The organism is Bacillus sp. 22190, assembly GCF_052045575.1.
Taxonomy (GTDB): Bacteria; Bacillota; Bacilli; order Bacillales; family Bacillaceae; genus Bacillus; species Bacillus altitudinis.
Map to the genome: position 1 here is coordinate 150,611 of NZ_JBQEPF010000006.1, position 17,671 is coordinate 168,281.

Here is a 17,671-nt window from a genome sequence, read left to right on the forward strand (position 1 = left end):
TTTCCCCCTTTCCTTAAAATCCTGCCATCAATTGAATGATACTGCTTTTTCCATCGATCTCTTTCATTTCCATGCCAATACAAGATGGACAGCCGTTCTCGCAGCTGCATCGCTCAATCAGCTGAGTGGCTGCACGGGCAATTTCATCAAAGCGAGCCTGCACCTCTTTACTTAAACCGATTCCACCTGGGTAATGATCATATAAAAATACGGTCGGTTTCCCCGTATGGGCTGCCTTTATTTGAGAAATAACATGAATGTCTGAACGGTCACACATGACAAACGCCGGAACAATATGCTGAAGAACATTGGCAATACCGAGCAAGAGCTGTTCAAGTGTTTTTTCTTCAAATGTCCGCTCTGCTTCATGTAATTCAAACCAAGCAGCACTCGTATGAATCTCTTCTTCAGGTAAGTGAATCGGGCCGGAACCAATATTTTCACCGGTTGATAATCGAATTTTTTTGAAAATGGTCGGCATTGCATTGACGGTCACATCACCGTAGTGAACAGATACCGCTTCCTTCTCTGTTGTCTGATCAATTTCAAGCACCTTGAGCTGAACCGCTAAATTCGCATCTGTATAATATTCTACATCGACTTGTTTCACATAAGCCTTAAGATGCTCATAATCTAGCTTTTCCACTTGATACTGAACCCCTTCATGTAAATAAATCGCTTCATCATGAAGTAAGGTCATCGCACTGAATCGATCCATCTCCCCAATAATTCGAACGTTCGCTACATCGGATTGATCGACAATGACGACATTTTCCTGACTTGCAGATCTCAGACTGATGCCATGAGCCGGGAACGATTGATCTGACCAATAATAACGGTTCCCGCTGAAATGAAGAACCCCTTCTTCATGTAAGTATTGCAAGATTTCTTCTACTTCCATACTGCCAAACTGTTCATCTTCTCGAAACGGTAGCTCGTAGGACGCACATTTTAGATGATCGACTAGGATGATAAGGTTCTCAGGATTGATTCTTGCCGATTCAGGTGGTCTGTTAAAGAAGTATTCAGGGTGCCTGACAATATATTGGTCAAGTGGCGATGAACTTGCGACCATGATAATGAGTGCTTCCTCATGACGCCTTCCAGCTCGTCCAGCCTGCTGCCACGTACTCGCTACACTGCCAGGATATCCGGTCATGATACAGACTTTTAGCTGTCCAATATCTACTCCTAATTCTAGTGCGTTTGTGCTGACAACACCGAGAATGTCTCCTTCCCTTAAGCCTTTTTCAATCATGCGCCGCTCTTTCGGCAAATAGCCCCCGCGATAACCACGGATCGATTTAGGACCAATTTCTTTTTTCACTAGTTCTTGAATATGACTTAGGATGACTTCAACTCTTACCCTACTTCTAGCAAAAACAATCGTTTGAATTTTTTCTTTTAAAAATGTTTTAGCGAGCTGATTCACAACAGTGGCCGCACTTTGTCTAATATTTAATGGCTTATTGACGACTGGCGGGTTGTAAAAGACAAAATTCTTTTTACCGCTAGGTGCTCCGTTTCGTTCAATGAGATGCACCTTGCTTCCGGTCAGCTGCTCTGCAAGCTCTTTCGGATTCGCTATGGTCGCTGAAGTACAAATAAAGGTCGGGTCACTTCCATAAAATGCACAAATTCGCTTTAGTCTTCGAATGACATTGGCGACATGACTGCCAAACACGCCTCGGTATGTATGAAGTTCATCAATGACAATATACTTTAAGTTCTCAAATAAACTGACCCATTTCGTATGGTGAGGCAAAATTGCTGAATGCAGCATATCTGGATTTGTGATGACAATATGTCCTGCCTGTCTGACGCGCTGGCGAATCGCTGGGGAGGTGTCCCCGTCATAGGTTTCACTGTGAATTGGAACATCCATCTCATGAATGATTTCGTTTAATTCACTTTTTTGATCTTGCGCAAGTGCTTTTGTTGGAAATAAATAGAGGGAGCGGCTTGTCTGATCTTCTGCGATCGACTGAAGAACTGGCAGATTGTAGCAAAGCGTTTTACCTGAAGCTGTAGGTGTCACAGTCACCACATTCTCACCATCCATCACACGTTCAAAGGCTTCCTTTTGATGAATGTACAGTTCGCTCACACCTCTTTTTTCAAGCGCCACTTTGAGCCTGTCATTGACTCTTTCAGGAATTGGAGAAGTCAGTGCAGGCTTCGCTTCAATTTCATGCCAATGCTCGACCTGTTCGTCTTTTTTTAAATCTTCTATGAGTTCGTTCATTGTTTTCTTCTTCATCTGGTATCCACCTCTCATTCTAGTGTACCGAATATTTGTTTGCATGACTAGGCGGCAATTTTTTGATGCACCGCTTGTGAGCAAATATTTTGATGTGTTGTAACAATATCTATTACACTTCTATAGTGAAATGATTTTATCAAGGAAGAAGATGATCAGATTGAAAAACGAATTTAAGCCTTTATTTGAACCTTTTACATTCCCAGGGGGTGCCTCTATTGATGGCCGTTTAGTCGTTGCACCAATGACACACTTCGGTTCTCATGAAGATGGCACGATCTCAAAGGAAGAAATTGATTTTATTACCGTTAGATCAAGCGAAATGGGCATGGTCATCACCGCATGTGCAAACGTAACGCCAGATGGTAAGGCGTTTGAAGGACAGCCTTCTATTGCAAGGGATGAAGATATACCTGGCCTTCAAAAGCTTGCTTCTGCGATTCAAGCGAAAGGAACAAAAGCCATTATGCAAATTCATCATGGCGGCTCTCAGGCTCTCCCTCATTTAGTCCCAAACGGTGATGTCGTTGCGCCAAGTGATGTATTTAAAGATGGAAAACAAATTGCGAGAGCTTTGACAGAAGAAGAAATTCCTCACATCATCGACTCATTTAAAGAAGCAGCAAGGCGCGCAATCCAAGCAGGATTTGATGGGATCGAAATCCATGGAGCGAACGGATATTTATTACAGCAATTCTACTCACCGCATAGTAATCAGCGTACAGATCAATGGGGCGGAAGCGAAGAAAAACGTCTCGCATTTCCAATTGCAGTTGTAGATGCGGTGAAAGAAGCAATCAAAGAGCATGTAACAAAACCATTTATCTTTGGGTATCGATTATCACCTGAAGAACCAGAAACACCTGGTTTAACCATGACAGAAACATTTACTTTAGTGGACGTACTTAAGACAAAAAACCTTGATTACTTGCATATTTCTTTAATGGAGATTGACGCTAAAGCAAGACGTGGTGCTGATACAAGTAAGACGCGGATGGAATTATTAAAAGAGCGCTGTGGTGACACGCTTCCACTCATCGGCGTCGGCAGCGTCATTACAGCTGAGGATGCACTGAATGCATACAATCAAGGGATTCCACTCATTGCTGTTGCAAGAGAAGTCATTGTTGATCCCGATTGGGCAGTAAAGATTAAAGAAGGCAGAGAAAACGAGATTGAAACCGTCATTAAACGCAGTCAAAAAGACAAGTACATGATTCCAGAGGGTTTATGGACTGTCATGGAAGCAAGTAAAGGCTGGGTTCCAATGGAAGATTAATGTCCTCAATCAAAAAACTACCCTATCAACTCAGGGTAGTTTTTTGGATTATTTCATTTTCACTGTAAAAAGCTTGGACGTCTGCTTTTCTACAGAGCCCTTAGGTTCTTTGTCAAGATGTTCTACTAAATCACCATTCATGATGACAATTGGTGTCACTGTGCTTGCCGCTTTTTCTTCAATCAGCGCTAAATCACACGTAATGAGAGGATCACCTGCTTTCACTTTATCCCCTTCTTTTATGTGTGCTTCAAAGCCTTCACCATTTAATCCAACCGTTTCAAGTCCGATATGAATCAGAAGCTCAAGCCCCGAGAGTGTTCGAATCCCAATTGCATGTTTTGTATGGAAGAGTTGAATAATTTCACCATCTACTGGTGACACAATGGTGCCGTTTTTTGGTTTTACAGCTACGCCGTCTCCCATCATCTTTTGAGAAAAAACGGGATCTGGTACATCGGTCATATCCATTAACTCTCCATCCACTGGAGAATAAATGACTTCTTCCTTTACATCATCTTGGTTTTTTCCGAAACCGAATAATTTTTTCAGCAATGTTCATTTGCTCCCTTCAAGCTTTGCTTCTAGATCTATTCAGCGTATAAATCTTCACGCCCATACACCTTGCTTCATTCAACACTATTTAATCATAATTTTTTCCTCTCATCAATTGATAACCGCCTGAGCCCCTTTTGCATAGGCTGTAGATGAGAGGTGATTCAAATGAAACATGAAAGTGAAAAGAAACACGAGTTGTTAGCAAATGAAGACATTCTATATGAAGCGATTGAACAATTTTTTGCATCATCGCCATTTCATGACATTTTAAATAGTGCAGAGGCGCTGATGACCACGAGCCATTCACTTGCATCCATTACAACCGATGTGACAGAAGATGATCAATATGTATATATTGAGATTCGATTTCCAGACCATTTTGTCGAAGGTGATATCGCACTAGAAGTGAAAGCGCAATATTTACACTTATCGGTACAGGAAAAAATCAAAACAGACACGACTTCCTCCTATTCGAGCTTTACCAAAACCATTTTAATGCCTGCAAAAATAGATGAAACCAATATGAAGAGCGTTTGGAAAGATCAATCACTTCGTGTGACTGCGCCAAAACAAACAACCCAATAGATGTATATCTATTGGGTTTTGCTATGCTTTAAAAATACTAGTAAATCCTTTCGCCAATGAGCCCACTTGATTCATTGTACTCATCATTTGTCCAGCAGTATCAAACATTTTATTAAAATCGTATTGCCCATTCGTTTTTTTAAATTGTGACAGCACACTTTTAAATTGAGATGATTGCTGTTTTTGCGGCCTTGGCAAAGGATAAGGATTCATAGGCTGCTGCATAGGCATCATGCCCGGCGGCTGCATTTGCGGCTGATTCATTGCTTCAGGCTGCGGCTGATAAGGCTGGAAGTTTTCCTGATATCCAAAAGGCGGCTGATAGCCTGCAGACGACGGCTGGTTCATTTCACCTTGATATGGGGGCATGAAATATTCTGGAGGCTGCGGAGGCTGCTGCATATCTGGATACGGAAAAGGCCGTTGCTGAAATTGATTCATTTCATAAGATGGCTGGTTTGAATAAGGGAACACGTATCTCGCTCCTCTCGCTCTGAAAACATATTGAAGTCAATGATATATTATGTTCAGGTAGCAGAAGATGTGCCTACAGCAGCCATAAGAAAAACGCAGGCTGTTTCATCAGCTGCGTTTGTTGATTTCTTCTATTAAAAGGTTCAGTGTATAAATCACTGATTCAACTAAATTTTTCACACGAGGTGCATGCTGTTTGCCAAAATAAGATTGCAGCACAACCTCTTTTCCATTTTCTTGGACGGCTTCAAGCTGTTCTTGATGTAAGTATCTAGGTTTGGCCTGATGAATAAATGAGGTAGCAGCAGTAAGCCACTCTTCCATTTGCTGATCAAATTTGACAACGGCCGGTTGAATATCGTTGTAAAAATCATAAACTGGGTATTCCTCTTCTGCCTTTCCCTTTAGGTACTGCTCGTATGCTTCTTCGATCCATGTGATCAACTCTTGTGTATGTTTAAGTAATGTTTGATTATCCAAAGTGTTCACCTCTATGAACCATCCTATCAAACGTTTACTTATTGCTCAAATAGAAAAGCTATCCGGCGTGATATGCGGGTCTTGCCGCCAGCTTATACTCTGCTGCATGAATTTTCAATTCACATTCCTTCACTTCAGATTCAAGACGGTCAATGATTTGTTCTTGCTCCTCTACGGCAGCGTTTTTTGTTTTTTTGACAGCTAAAGACAGTTCTTCTTCCACCGCATCAATCTTTCGCTCAATTTCCTCTAACAACTGCATAATGGATTCTTTTGATACAAATTCGCTCATCATCAGATTCCTCCTTTATCATCTCTCGTTACATTCTCTTTTCTTTTGCTCCCTCCTTCATACATGACAAAACTAGAACTAAATCGCCAATCTAAGTGAAGATAAGCGCAATTTCTTCCATTTCGACACGTGCTTGTCCTTCTTTGTATGATCGCGTCCGATTGTGTAAATTCTAAGGACAAAGGAGGTAGATGTCATGAAAAAGCAGCAAGCACCAAAAGAGCAAAAAACAAAAGGGAAAGAAAACAGTACAGATCAGCTTGATAAAAAGCTCGGCGGCCCTAACCGTCCATCCACGTAAAAAAAGCAGGTACCCCCTGCTTTTTATTTATGCAAAAAATAGTGTTCTAATGAGAAAAGAAAACGAAGCTGCCTTTTTTTATGAAAATACCAGTCGGTCAGCTCAATTTGTTTTGGTAAGCGCTCTACTTCAAACAAGGATGGACTCAATTTCTTTTGAAACCAATCTTCCCTTTGATCGTCTAATGAATGTGTCATGACTGGATACACCGTTCTGAGGAAAGGGCTTGACCTTCGCGCAATCCCTAAAAACGGTTCAAAATCAAATCGAGATCCCGTATGCGGCACGGTATGCAAAAAATGATAAAAATCCGAAAACAAATCGGCTCGAAACAATAGTTTTGCTAGTTTTTTCCCTAACGTAATGCGCTCTTTTACTTGGGAAAACTTTCGTATGGTTAACCCATACAAATGCCCGTCTACTGTCGGAAAAACGACGGTTTGAAAATGTGCCCACTCGCTGAAAAGATATTGAATCGAGTGAAAAACATTCTTTTTCAGGAGAGGATTTTGTATAATAGGAGATTGTATAGTATATTGTTCATTTATGATGAGTGCATGCAGCAGTCGCTCTGTGTCACGCGTTTGCCAAAATCGTTCCCACTCAGCGCTCATAAAACGAGACACACCGAAATGGGGCAGCAGATGAAATAAAGGTTTACGGCACCTTTTTGACCATTCATACAAGAGAAGCTGCGGGTAAGCATCTGAAAAGATCAGCCAATTCGCTCTTTCATATGCTGTAAAGAACAGATGCCCTTGCTGATCCGTTAAACCCGGATGGAAGAGCTCGCCTTTTAAATCTGTCATCGACCATCCAGCATTTCTGGAGACAAAAGAAGCAAGCAGAGACCATTTCATCTCTGGATGACGGTCATAAAAGCGCTTGTACGCATTTGTCCTTGTCAGGTTGTCCTTATTTTTCGCTTTCGTTTCATGTAAAATATGCTGGGTAATCATGTGCTCTTGTTGTGACAACATGGTGATCTCTCCAATACAAAATGCATTAAAAGGAGGCTGAAACTTGATGATTCGGTATCCTAACGGAAAATCGTATCAGCCCATTCAACAAATTGGGACAAAAAAAAGAATCAGCGGCGAATCATCTTATAGTAACCGCGGGATGACGCTTGAAGCTGACTTAAATGAAACGAACCAGTACTATTTGGTCAACGGGATCGCAGTCATTCATAAAAAGCCTACCCCTGTTCAAATTGTCAATGTGGATTATCCAAAAAGAAGCGCTGCTGTCATTAAAGAAGCCTATTTTAAACAATCCTCCACAACAGACTACAACGGGGTATACAAAGGGCGTTATATCGATTTTGAAGCAAAGGAAACCAAAAGCACCACCTCGTTTCCACTCAAAAATTTCCACGACCATCAAATTGAGCATATGAAACAGGTTGAAAAGCAAGGCGGTATTTGTTTTGTTATTATATCCGCATTTGGTTCCGTTTATTATTTGTCCGCTACTGACCTCTTCTTCTTTTGGGAGCGGCAGCAGCAAAACGGCCGAAAATCCATTAGCAAAGATGAATTAATGGAAGCAGGTCACCTCATGACACTTGGATATTCGCCAAGAATTGATTATATTAAAGTAGTGGAGACACTTCATTTTTCGGATGACAGCAAGCAACATTTACGTTCGAAAAAGGTTTAACACGAAAGGTTGAGATGTGATGTCTGATCAATTTACAAGTCGTGAACAGCGACGTAAAGCAAGTCAAGAAAACAATAAGAAGCAAAAGAACAAAAAAGGCAAAAAGAAAGCAGGTCTATTTAAAAAAATATTTTTATCTTTACTCGTGATCGGTCTTCTTTGTTTAGTAGCCGGAATCACAACTTTTGCCGTTTTTGCATCAAGCGCTCCTTCTATTGATGATAGCAAGCTAAAAACGCCGTATTCTTCAAAACTTTATGATAAAGACAAAAAAGTCTTTGCAGAAGTCGGGGCGGAGAAAAGAACGTATGTCTCGATTAAAGATATACCCGACGTGGTAAAAGATGCGTTTATTGCAACTGAAGATGCACGTTTTTATAAACACCACGGGATTGATCCTATCCGTATTGGCGGTGCTCTTGTCGCAAACGTCGAGGACGGTTTTGGAGCAGAAGGTGGAAGTACGATTACACAGCAGGTTGTGAAGAACTCCCTGCTTAACAATCAAAAGACGTTAAAACGTAAAGTACAGGAAGTGTGGCTCTCGATTCAGCTTGAGCAAAAATACTCTAAAGATGAAATTTTAGAAATGTATTTAAACCGTATTTTCTTCTCTCCTTATGCTTATGGTGTTGGGAAAGCGGCTGAACAATTTTTCGGAGTGACAGATTTAAATAAACTAACTGTTGCACAGGCTGCCACACTTGCAGGTATGCCGCAAAGTCCATCTGCCTATAACCCAGTGAAACATCCAGAGGCAGCGGAAAAACGTCGTAATATCGTTTTAGGCCTAATGAAAAAACAAGGCTATATTTCAGAAAAAGAGTATGAGGAAGCAAAAGCAACACCTGTCAGCAAAACGGTTGTTTCAGCTGATAAATATAAGAGTCAAAACTCAAGTAAGTACTCTGCTTATATTGAAGAAGTCATGGAAGAAGTACAGAAAAAAGCCAAAGTAGATGTATCAACAGATGGATTAAAAATCTATACTTCTCTTGATCGAAAAGCACAGGATCATCTGGATGACATCATCAATGGGGATTCAGCCGGATTTACGAAAGGTATGCAAGCTGGAGTCACCCTGCTAGATACAAAAAATGGTGAAATTCGTGCCATTGGCGGTGGTCGTGATGTACCAGCCGGCGGCTTTAACTATGCCACTGATGCAAAACGCCAGCCGGGATCTACAATCAAACCAATTTTAGATTACGGCCCTGTAATTGAAAACAAAAAATGGTCAACATATCAGCAAATTGATGATGCGCCTTATACGTACTCTAACGGTACACCAATTAACAACTTTGACAGAAGACACTTAGGGAAAATGTCGATGAGAAGTGCTTTGGCACAATCACGAAACATCCCTGCTTTAAAAGCTTTCCAAGAAGCTGGTACAGATAATGCTGTTCAATTCGCCAATAACTTAGGTTTGGACTTACCTTCTGACATTCCTGAGTCTTACTCAATCGGCGGATTTGACGAAGGTGTCTCTTCTCTTAAAATGGCTGGTGCATTTAGTGCATTCGGTAACAACGGATACTATAATGAACCGCATGCTGTAACGTCTGTTGAATTTAATGACGGGACGAAGCTTGACTTAACGCCAGACTCTAAAGCAGCCATGAGTGATTACACTGCATTTATGATCACAGATATGCTGAAAACTGCTGTACAATCTGGAACAGGTACACTCGCACAAGTACCGAATGTTCAAGTAGCTGGTAAAACAGGTACAACCAACTTTACACAAGATGATATTAATAAATACAACATCCCTTCTGGCGGTGCGAAAGATTCATGGTTTGTCGGTTACACGCCGCAATACACAGCAGCTGTGTGGACTGGAATCGGCAACTCAAAAGATGCAGACGGCAAAATGTGGCTTACGGATTATGAACAACGTGTTGCCAAAGTTGTTTTCCAGAAATTAATTTCTCAAATTGATGATGGAAGCGGCTCATTTGAAAAGCCAGACAGTGTCGTTGAAGCAACGGTTGAAAAAGGATCAGATCCAGCGAAGTTAGCTGGACCAAACACACCAAGTGATAAGAAGACAACGGAATACTTCGTCAAAGGAACTGTCCCAACAAAAGTTTCTGACACATATGAAAAGAAAGAAGCTGACAAACCATCTGACTTAAAAGCGGTGTATGATGAAGAGAAAAAATCGATTACACTTACTTGGGGTTATGATGACGATGCAGATGCAACATTTAATGTGAAGCAAGCGGTCGATGATGGCGGCTATAAAGACATTCAAAACAGCTCTTCTAAAGAAGCCGTCATCTCTGATGTAAAGCCAGGATCCACCTATAAATTCCAAGTGACAGCGACTGTAGACGATGTCACAAGTAAAGCTGCTTCTACCTTCCTCACCATTAAAGATGACGAAGAAGAGGAAGAAAAAGCAGATGATGAGAACAAAGAAGAAGAGCCACAGCAACCTGATGATGAACAGACAGATCAAACAGATGATAATCAAAACCAAGGCACTGATGAGCAGAAGCCTGATGATAAAAAAGATCAAGATCAAGGCGGAAATACCGAAAATGGCAATGGTGGTTCAAGTGATGGCTCAGACAGTACAAATGGAAACAGCAACTCACAGAGCGATGCCAATAAAGATAAAAAGAAAGACGACGAGAAAGCCAATTCTCAAAGCTCAAATACTCAGTCAAATTCTACTTCTCGCAAAGAAGACGAATAACAAAAAAGCACTTGCCCTATGTAGCAAGTGCTTTTTTAACGATTTTGTTTTAACTTTCTGAGTGCTTCGTATTTTCCATACTGCTTTTTGAGCTCTGTGTATAACTCGTCCAATTGAATAAAGCAATGATATTGAGTAGGTTTAAGTAAAATAAACTCTAATCGTTCTGTCCAGTTAATGGGGGCTACTGGAAACGTCTGTTGTTTGATTTCCTCCCAATCAACGGTTTGAAGCTTCTCTCCTTTGATCCAGTAAAACATTGCAATCATACTGACAATGCCTTGCAGCATATCATCCTCTTCACACCGAGATTTTCTCGTTTGAAAGCGAGGAAGCATGTTGTCTTTTAATTCATTCCACAGATCAAACATCAAAGGAACAAATTCTTCCGTTTTCTGCCACGGTTGCTCATCTAGTAAAGGTTCTGAAGATAGATCAAATGCGAGTGGATTGATTCTTAATATATCCTTTTTTTCGCCGCTTATCTCTACCTTTTTCTCTTTTAGCTTTTCGACATATGAGGTGAAAACAGCTGCTCCGCTCATGCCAGCTTCACCAGCCCTTTTTTCAGCCTCTTCTGCCCTTCTCTGCACATATCAAGAAGTGGACAAGATTCACACTGTGGCCGCTGCGCCTTACAGTGATATCTGCCGAAAAAGATGAGACGATGATGGGTCACGGACCAATCCTCTTTTGGCACCTTCTTCATTAAGGTTTGCTCTACCTCAAGAACAGAATCCTTCCAGCGGCAAATCCCAAGTCGTTTGCTTACGCGCTCGACATGTGTATCTACTGCAATGGCGGGAATTCCAAAAGCGACAGACACAACGACATTTGCTGTTTTCCGTCCAACCCCTGGGAGCTTGATTAGCTCATCTCGATCTCTTGGCACTTCACCGCCATAATCTTCAATCAGCATTTGGCTTAATTTTTGAATGTTTTTTGCCTTATTACGATAAAGACCGATCGAACGAATATCCTGCTGCAACTCTTCAAGCGGCACACTTAAATAGTCTTCTGGTGTTTTATATTTTTGAAATAGATGTTTGGTCACTTTGTTCACTAGAACATCTGTACATTGCGCTGAGAGTGCGACAGCAATCACTAGTTCAAATGGATTGGAATGAACAAGCTCACACTCAGCCTCTGGAAACATATCTCCTATAATATCTAAACATTCATTGATTTGTTTTTTTGATAACATGCCTTCTCCTTTATTGGTTATTGTTCCAGCCAATTATAAAAAGGAACTTGTCTTTTATATGAAGATGTTTCTTCTTTTGAAGGTGGGGCTTTTTGCTGCGAACGGAAATGCTGGCTATGCTCTTTCGCTTCTTCCGCTGTTTTCAGCCCTTTCTTTTTCCACTCAAACAATATTCGATCGATATAGCGAAAATTTAATTTTCCTGATAAAACGGCTTCTCTTAGAGCAAGACGAATCATCTCAGCATCATGATGGTCTTGGTCCATCCAGATCGAGAGTGTTTCCCCTTCAAGAGGAGAAAGTGGTCTGCCAAACTCATCTTCAAATAGCGCATATAAAGATTTTTCAGCCTGCACATGATTCTTTTGCAGGTCTTTCGCCTGTTTTGCTTCTAAAAAGTCATACAGCACACCCCATAAGGGTTCTACCGAGTACCGGTCATGCTGAATACCAGACCTGTCTTCAAACGGCTGGATCGAAATAAACCCTTTTTGAATCAAATACTGCACCATATAAGCACATTCTTCGGCCGAAATGGTCATACCATGTGAAAGCTCTTCAAATGTCTGAAAAAAGACGCCTTGTTCTTCATTCATTTTAATCTTTAACATGACCATCATTTGTGATTCATTCAGTCCTAATTGCTCATAATGGGCAATCAGCAAATTAGGCAAACTGGTCGAACCCATTTTCTGCATATCTATAAATTGCTGCCTTTTCATCGGATACACCTCTTCACTTTCAGTATATCACGTTTTCTCATACGTGCTGTCCTTAAGACGTTTGAAAAAGCCTCCATATGTTGGAGGCTTTCACGTCTTAAGGATATAAACGGTTTAATAATCTTGGGAATGGAATTGTTTCACGCACATGCGGCGCTCCGCTAATCCAAGCAACTGTTCGTTCAAGTCCAAGACCAAAACCTGAATGTGGTACAGAACCATACTGTCTTAATTCTGTGTACCATTTGTACGTTTCTTGATCTAACCCATGTTCTTTTAGTCTTGCTTCAAGCAGATCTAAATCATGAACACGTTCAGAACCACCGATAATCTCTCCATAGCCTTCTGGCGCAATTAAATCTGCACAAAGGACGACATCATCACGGTCTGGTGCAGGCTGCATATAAAATGGTTTTAATGAGGTTGGGTAATGAGTGATAAAGACTGGTTTATCATAGCTTTCGGCGATCGCTGTTTCATGCGGCGCACCGAAGTCATCTCCCCATTCAATGTCATCAAATCCTTTATCCTGCAAGAATTTAATCGCTTCATCATATGTGATGCGCGGGAATGGTGCTTTGATGTTTTCTAATTTTGCTGTATCACGGCCAAGTGTGTGCAGTTCTACTTTACAGTTTTCAAGTACACTTTGAACAACGTGAGACACATAATTTTCTTGGTACTCAAGGTTCTCATTGAATTCAACAAATGCCATCTCAGGCTCGATCATCCAGAACTCGATTAAATGACGTTTTGTTTTCGATTTTTCTGCTCTAAATGTTGGACCAAATGAGAATACTTTTCCGAGTGCCATCGCAGCAGCTTCCATGTAAAGCTGTCCACTTTGAGAAAGGTATGCATCTTCATCAAAATATTTAGTAGCAAACAGCTCTGTTGTTCCTTCTGGAGCACTTCCTGTTAAGATTGGCGGATCCACTTTCACGAAACCTTCTTGATGGAAAAACTCATATGTAGCACGAATAATTTCATTACGGATTTTCATAATGGCATGCTGTTTTTTAGAACGCAGCCATAAATGACGGTGATCCATTAAGAATTCTGTTCCATGTTCTTTTGGTGTAATTGGGTAATCTGTTGCTTCGTGAATCACTTCAATGGATTTCACTTGTAATTCAAAACCAAGTGGTGAACGTTCGTCTTTTGTTACTTGTCCTGTGACATAGACCGATGTCTCTTGTGTCACTGATTTCGCAAGCTTAAAGACTTCCTCTTCCACCTCTGCTTTTACAACGACTCCTTGAATAAAGCCTGTCCCGTCGCGAAGCTGCAAGAATGCAATTTTCCCGCTTGAACGTTTATTGGCAATCCATGCGCCGATTGTTACTTCTTCATCGACGTGTTTAAACACTTGATTAATAGTTGTTTTCAACATATTTCCCTCCAAAGCCAGAAAGAAACTCACCTTGTTAAATAGGTGTGATTCTTTTTTCATACATTTTATTATAACCGTTCTAAATCAGCATGGTCAACGCAAGACAGAAGAAACTACGGTGTTAAATTTTTTTCCACTCGTCCTGTCGTAAAATCAACATAGCTGAAACTATATTGGCTGTTCTCATTTAAGTACGTTACTTCCCAAAGGAGGACGTCACCTTCTCTTGCTAATTGAACATTTTTCAGCTTAGAAATGGTGTTCTCCTTTTGAACGGCTTGTACTGCTTGGTTTGAAGTAATGCCTTCTTTTGCTTTTTTAGCAATGACTTTTTCTTTTTTGCTGGCAGGTACCCACACATAGATCGCTTCGTTTTGTTTGTTTTTACCTTCCACAATAAATTGCTTTTCTTTCCCAACAAAGGTATCCACTTGCTCTACTTGTGCTAATGATGCTTGCTTTTTTGCTCGTTCAATCGCTGACTCATGACCTTCTTCTTTTTGTCCCATGGCCATTTGATAAATCCACGAAAAGCTAATGATGCCAATGAGTAAAACGAGCGCAGCAACGGATGAAATAATCCAAACTATTTTTTTCATGTCAAGCTTCCCCTATGTGCGATATATGGTAAATATCGCTTGATTTTGATCTTCTTGATCTAATGCTAATCCAAACATAAGATCTTCCCTTTTAAGCGTTCTGTTCAGCAAATCGACGATTTTGTATAGGTCTTCTGAATGCTTAATTTGAACAGTTGAAAGTACCTCTATTTTACTTTCCACTTCTAATTCCTCCTCAGTACGTAAATATTGTTAGTCATACTTTTCAATGTGAGAACCGATACTATTTTTACAACGGAACATAAAAAGCCGTTACGATAAATTAACTCCAAACCCACACCAGTGAAAGGCCGCTTATGACAGCGGCTTTTCGTTGTTAAGCTTTTCTATATACGCCTCAAGCGACTCTTTGGACATCTCGTGAACTGGCGCATGATGAAGTGATTCTAAAAATAGTTTTCCATACGAAGCGGTTTTCACTCGGCGGTCTAAAATCAGCAATGTTCCGATGTCTTTTTCCGAGCGCAGCAAGCGGCCGGCTCCTTGCTTAAAAGTTAACACAGCTTCCGGGAGAGCGACGGCTTTAAACGGATTCTTCCCCTGTTTTTTTGCCGCTTCGCATTTTGCTTCAATGAGCGGTGAATCAGGCGGTCGGAAAGGAAGCCTTGCCATAATGACGGTCGTTAGCTCTGAGCCAGGAAAATCCACACCTTCCCAGAAACTCCCTGTTCCTAGCAAGATGGCTTGCTTCGCCAATTTGAACATTTTTGTCAATTTTACAGGGCTCCCGCCTGTCAAACCTTGAGCAAACAATGCCGATTGCATACCTTCTGATTTCAGCTCTTCATACACTGCTTTTAACATCTCATGTGAATTAAATAACACCAATATTTTCGCTTGATCCTGCTTTTCCATGATCTTAATATATGTTGCAGCTTGCTTCACATATTCGCGTTCATCACGGTTTGTGATCGGCGGCATGTCAGCCGGTACAACGACCTTAAGCTGTTTTTCAAGTTCAAAAGGTGAATCAATTTGGACAAGGTGCGGGTAAAAATCTTGCAGGCCAAATCGTTCCAAGCAATAATCAAAGCGTTGATTGATGGTAAGCGTCCCTGATGTGAGGACGACGCTTTTTTTGTTCATGAAGAACCGATCAGCTAGCAACTCCCCTGTATCTAGCGGTTGCGCGTGCATAAAGACAGCATTCTTGGCACCCTTTGCATCAATCTCAATCCAAACGGTTTCATCATTGTTTGGTTCAAAGATAAACCGGTACAGCGTACTGCAGAATGTCTGCATAAATGACATCACTTGATCGTATTCTTCTGCTTCAAATGCAAACTGCTCTATGAACTGATCACTTTTGTGAAGCAACTCATTTTTTTGCTGCTCATACAGTTTCTCACAAGCAATCAATAATGAACAAAGCTTACTCGCTGATTCTTTAATTCGGACCCACTGAGCATGTTTTGAATGATGACGGACTCTATGAATGAGACGATTGATGTCCGCTTTTGGTTTTGTCCTTTTGACAAAAGAATGTACGGTACTAAAAAATGCGTCACTTTCCATCTGCAGCTGCTGAAGATACTCGTCCATTTCAATAAAGGTGTCAGTTGATAAACCTGCCCCATGAAATCTCTTTTTCAATTTCTTAAGCAGCCCGCCATGCAAAGAGCCAAGCTGCGTTAATTTCGCATGAAGCTGGATATAAGACGCACTGTCACCTAGCGTTTCATTGGCTGTTTTTTCAAATTGGTGGGCCTCATCAATCACATAGACGTCTGCATCCTGAAAGATAGAGGCTCCTTCCGTTTGGGATAAAAGCAGACGGTGATTCGTCAAAATTAAGTCAGCGGTTTGAGCCTTTCGTTTAGCCCGTTCATAAAAACAATGTTCTTTAAAACGGCGTTTTTTCGATGTAAATGGCATGTGTACACAAGAGATACGGTCTTTTATATTTGCAGCTCCTGACGGTAAATTCAGTTCAGACAAATCACCTGTTTCAGTGACAAGGAGCCACATTAAAATTTGCGCTTTTGTTAAGACAACATCATAGTTATCATCTTCCTCATGCAGCACATGCTCAAACTTATCTAAACAAATATAATGTGCCCGCCCTTTAAACACACAGGCGGCTGGCTCAAATGGGAGCAATTGCTTGAGTAGCGGAACATCGCGCTGAAGCATTTGCTGCTGTAGTAAAATAGAATATGTACTGATAATGACAGGTTTTCCTGATTTCTTTGCTTCTAAAGCAGCTGGTATAAGATAAGCGAGTGTTTTCCCGATTCCTGGCGCCGCTTCAATTAACGCATAAGCTCTTTCATGGAACGCATCTCTTACTTTGTTCATCATCGTGAGCTGGCCTTCTCTTACTTCATAGCCTTCTAATGTTTGAGGGAGTTTCTCTTTTATCTCCTCAAACAGCTGCTCGTCGTCAGCGCCTACTGCATATGTCGATTCAGTGATCGGATTGGTCACATCTTTCACAGCAAAAGATCCTACTTCTACAAGCGAATCATCCTGACTCGTGTGATTGGTTTCAAGCTGCTTAATTAAAAGTCCTATATCACTTAGAAGATAAGAGGATAACCTGCGAAGCTGTTTTAACACATTTGGCGGTGTATTCCTTAATTGATCTAATAAGGTTAAAAATAACATGGCAGTAACTTCCGCATCACTATCCGCCCTGTGCGGGTGGTCATGTGGAAGCATGAGCTCTTCGCTTAATTCAGTTAACTTATAACCTTCAAGCTCAGGATAAAGAATTCTAGAAATTTCAACCGTATCAATCGCTAGCACATCCAGCTCATTTTTCCCGCATGCTTTTAGTTCATCGTTTAAAAAGTTCAAATCAAAATGAACATTGTGCGCAACAAAATAAGCGCCCTGTATGAGATCATACACCTCTTGGGCAATGTCCTCAAAAAACACCGCGTCATCAACCATGTGCTGCTTAATACCTGTCAGCTGTTCAATAAATCCAGGAATCGTTTTCCCTGGGTTCACATATTTTGAATACCGTTCGACAATTTGTCCATTTTCAATGACCACCGCAGCAATTTGAATGATTTTATCACCTTTTTTTGGTGAATTCCCGGTGGTTTCAATATCAACGACAACAAACCTTTGATCGGTCATAAAATGGACACCTCAATTCCTCGTTCCACTCATAGTGAAACACACTC

18 protein-coding genes are annotated in these 17,671 nt (G+C 41.0%); 5 read left to right on the forward strand and 13 right to left on the reverse strand.

Annotated elements, in window-relative coordinates; genetic code table 11:
- Positions 1-13: 13 nt before the first annotated feature.
- The gene (locus ACTJKA_RS10620) at positions 14-2,260 is read right to left on the reverse strand and encodes a DEAD/DEAH box helicase (RefSeq protein WP_265786117.1); all 2,247 of its coding nucleotides are present in this window, start codon (positions 2,258-2,260) and stop codon (positions 14-16) included.
- Positions 2,261-2,420: 160 nt separating this feature from the next.
- Here ACTJKA_RS10620 and ACTJKA_RS10625 point away from each other — a divergent pair, with 160 nt between their 5' ends.
- On the forward strand, positions 2,421-3,539 hold the full coding sequence (locus ACTJKA_RS10625) for an NADH-dependent flavin oxidoreductase (protein WP_234823400.1): 1,119 nt from the start codon (positions 2,421-2,423) through the stop codon (positions 3,537-3,539).
- Positions 3,540-3,587: 48 nt separating this feature from the next.
- Here ACTJKA_RS10625 and ACTJKA_RS10630 read toward each other — a convergent pair whose 3' ends face one another.
- A complete protein-coding gene (locus tag ACTJKA_RS10630) occupies positions 3,588-4,094 on the reverse strand; it encodes a PTS sugar transporter subunit IIA (RefSeq protein WP_008344623.1) in 507 nt (168 codons plus the stop codon).
- A gap of 168 nt (positions 4,095-4,262) precedes the next feature.
- Between ACTJKA_RS10630 and ACTJKA_RS10635 the strand changes: the two genes are divergently transcribed.
- Positions 4,263-4,682 carry an Hsp20/alpha crystallin family protein gene (locus ACTJKA_RS10635; protein ID WP_007500867.1) on the forward strand — a complete coding sequence of 140 codons (420 nt, stop codon included), beginning with the start codon at positions 4,263-4,265 and terminating at the stop codon, positions 4,680-4,682.
- A gap of 21 nt (positions 4,683-4,703) precedes the next feature.
- On the opposite strand, the gene ACTJKA_RS10640 is transcribed toward ACTJKA_RS10635, so the two are convergent.
- The 3 genes from ACTJKA_RS10640 to ACTJKA_RS10650 form a co-directional block, all read right to left on the reverse strand.
- Positions 4,704-5,156, reverse strand: a complete 453-nt coding sequence (locus ACTJKA_RS10640; RefSeq protein WP_100325379.1) for a YppG family protein — start codon at positions 5,154-5,156, stop codon at positions 4,704-4,706.
- A 108-nt stretch (positions 5,157-5,264) separates the two neighbouring features.
- Positions 5,265-5,645 (reverse strand): YppE family protein, encoded by a 381-nt coding sequence (locus tag ACTJKA_RS10645; RefSeq protein WP_225310452.1) that lies wholly within the window; start codon positions 5,643-5,645, stop codon positions 5,265-5,267.
- Between the two features lie 49 nt (positions 5,646-5,694).
- Positions 5,695-5,928 carry a DUF5446 family protein gene (locus tag ACTJKA_RS10650; RefSeq protein WP_231131595.1) on the reverse strand — a complete coding sequence of 78 codons (234 nt, stop codon included), beginning with the start codon at positions 5,926-5,928 and terminating at the stop codon, positions 5,695-5,697.
- Positions 5,929-6,124: 196 nt separating this feature from the next.
- On the opposite strand from ACTJKA_RS10650, the gene sspM reads away from it, so the two are divergent.
- A complete protein-coding gene (gene sspM, locus ACTJKA_RS10655; RefSeq protein ID WP_017359731.1) occupies positions 6,125-6,229 on the forward strand; it encodes an acid-soluble spore protein SspM in 105 nt (34 codons plus the stop codon).
- A 23-nt stretch (positions 6,230-6,252) separates the two neighbouring features.
- On the opposite strand, the gene ACTJKA_RS10660 is transcribed toward sspM, so the two are convergent.
- The gene (locus ACTJKA_RS10660) at positions 6,253-7,209 is read right to left on the reverse strand and encodes a DUF2515 domain-containing protein (protein WP_041507037.1); all 957 of its coding nucleotides are present in this window, start codon (positions 7,207-7,209) and stop codon (positions 6,253-6,255) included.
- Between the two features lie 46 nt (positions 7,210-7,255).
- On the opposite strand from ACTJKA_RS10660, the gene recU reads away from it, so the two are divergent.
- Both recU and ACTJKA_RS10670 read left to right on the forward strand, forming a co-directional pair.
- The gene (gene recU, locus ACTJKA_RS10665; RefSeq protein ID WP_017359733.1) at positions 7,256-7,891 is read left to right on the forward strand and encodes a Holliday junction resolvase RecU; all 636 of its coding nucleotides are present in this window, start codon (positions 7,256-7,258) and stop codon (positions 7,889-7,891) included.
- A gap of 19 nt (positions 7,892-7,910) precedes the next feature.
- Positions 7,911-10,598, forward strand: a complete 2,688-nt coding sequence (locus ACTJKA_RS10670) for a PBP1A family penicillin-binding protein (protein ID WP_019744017.1) — start codon at positions 7,911-7,913, stop codon at positions 10,596-10,598.
- Between the two features lie 35 nt (positions 10,599-10,633).
- Here ACTJKA_RS10670 and ACTJKA_RS10675 read toward each other — a convergent pair whose 3' ends face one another.
- The 7 genes from ACTJKA_RS10675 to dinG form a co-directional block, all read right to left on the reverse strand.
- Positions 10,634-11,143 (reverse strand): YpoC family protein, encoded by a 510-nt coding sequence (locus ACTJKA_RS10675; protein WP_019744018.1) that lies wholly within the window; start codon positions 11,141-11,143, stop codon positions 10,634-10,636.
- A complete protein-coding gene (nth, locus tag ACTJKA_RS10680; RefSeq protein WP_008344602.1) occupies positions 11,140-11,802 on the reverse strand; it encodes an endonuclease III in 663 nt (220 codons plus the stop codon). The genes ACTJKA_RS10675 and nth overlap by 4 nt, the downstream gene beginning before the upstream one ends.
- 17 nt (positions 11,803-11,819) lie before the next feature.
- Positions 11,820-12,524 (reverse strand): DnaD domain-containing protein, encoded by a 705-nt coding sequence (locus ACTJKA_RS10685; RefSeq protein WP_007500879.1) that lies wholly within the window; start codon positions 12,522-12,524, stop codon positions 11,820-11,822.
- Between the two features lie 97 nt (positions 12,525-12,621).
- Positions 12,622-13,914 (reverse strand): asparagine--tRNA ligase, encoded by a 1,293-nt coding sequence (asnS, locus tag ACTJKA_RS10690; protein ID WP_024718525.1) that lies wholly within the window; start codon positions 13,912-13,914, stop codon positions 12,622-12,624.
- Between the two features lie 116 nt (positions 13,915-14,030).
- Positions 14,031-14,516, reverse strand: coding sequence for a cell wall elongation/penicillin-binding protein regulator TseB (gene tseB / locus ACTJKA_RS10695; RefSeq protein WP_035702939.1), 486 nt, complete (start codon positions 14,514-14,516; stop codon positions 14,031-14,033).
- Between the two features lie 12 nt (positions 14,517-14,528).
- The gene (locus ACTJKA_RS10700; protein WP_008344594.1) at positions 14,529-14,699 is read right to left on the reverse strand and encodes a YpmA family protein; all 171 of its coding nucleotides are present in this window, start codon (positions 14,697-14,699) and stop codon (positions 14,529-14,531) included.
- A 132-nt stretch (positions 14,700-14,831) separates the two neighbouring features.
- Positions 14,832-17,624 carry an ATP-dependent DNA helicase DinG gene (gene dinG, locus ACTJKA_RS10705; protein WP_148779978.1) on the reverse strand — a complete coding sequence of 931 codons (2,793 nt, stop codon included), beginning with the start codon at positions 17,622-17,624 and terminating at the stop codon, positions 14,832-14,834.
- Positions 17,625-17,671: the final 47 nt, after the last annotated feature.